Source organism: Pseudomonas sp. SIMBA_067 (assembly GCF_046534675.1).
GTDB classification, from domain to species: Bacteria; Pseudomonadota; Gammaproteobacteria; order Pseudomonadales; family Pseudomonadaceae; genus Aquipseudomonas; species Aquipseudomonas putida.
Genome location: NZ_JAWRYH010000128.1, coordinates 1 through 357, shown reverse-complemented (window position 1 = coordinate 357; position 357 = coordinate 1). Strand labels below are relative to the sequence as shown.

General features: G+C 65.8%; 1 pseudogene. It reads right to left on the bottom strand.

The features are described from left to right. Positions 1-357: pseudogene (gene uvrC, locus SB765_RS28370) on the bottom strand (excinuclease ABC subunit C); the annotation flags it as partial.

The following is a 357-nucleotide window of genomic DNA, read 5'->3' as shown; positions in this document are numbered from 1 at the left end:
CTCGCCGTCCTTCAACTTGCTGAAGCGTCGTGTGAGGGCCTGATGCATGGCGGCGTAGTCATCGCCGGCGGTGCCGCCTTCGATGTTGTAGCGCCGGTAATCGGATTTGATCGGCCCTTCCGGCCCGAACACCACACAGGAGGCCACGGTGGCCTCGCCGCTGGAGTGGCTGATGTCGTAGCACTCCAGGCGCTGCGGTGGCTCGTCCAGGTTCAGAACCTCCGCCAGGGCGTCAAAGCGTGCGGCAACGTGCTGTCGATTCGCCAAGCGTGCGCCCAGGGCCTGTTCCGCATTGGTCACGGCCAATTGCTGCCAGCGCGCCCGGGTGCCGCGTACCCGATGGCTGATGTCCAGCTC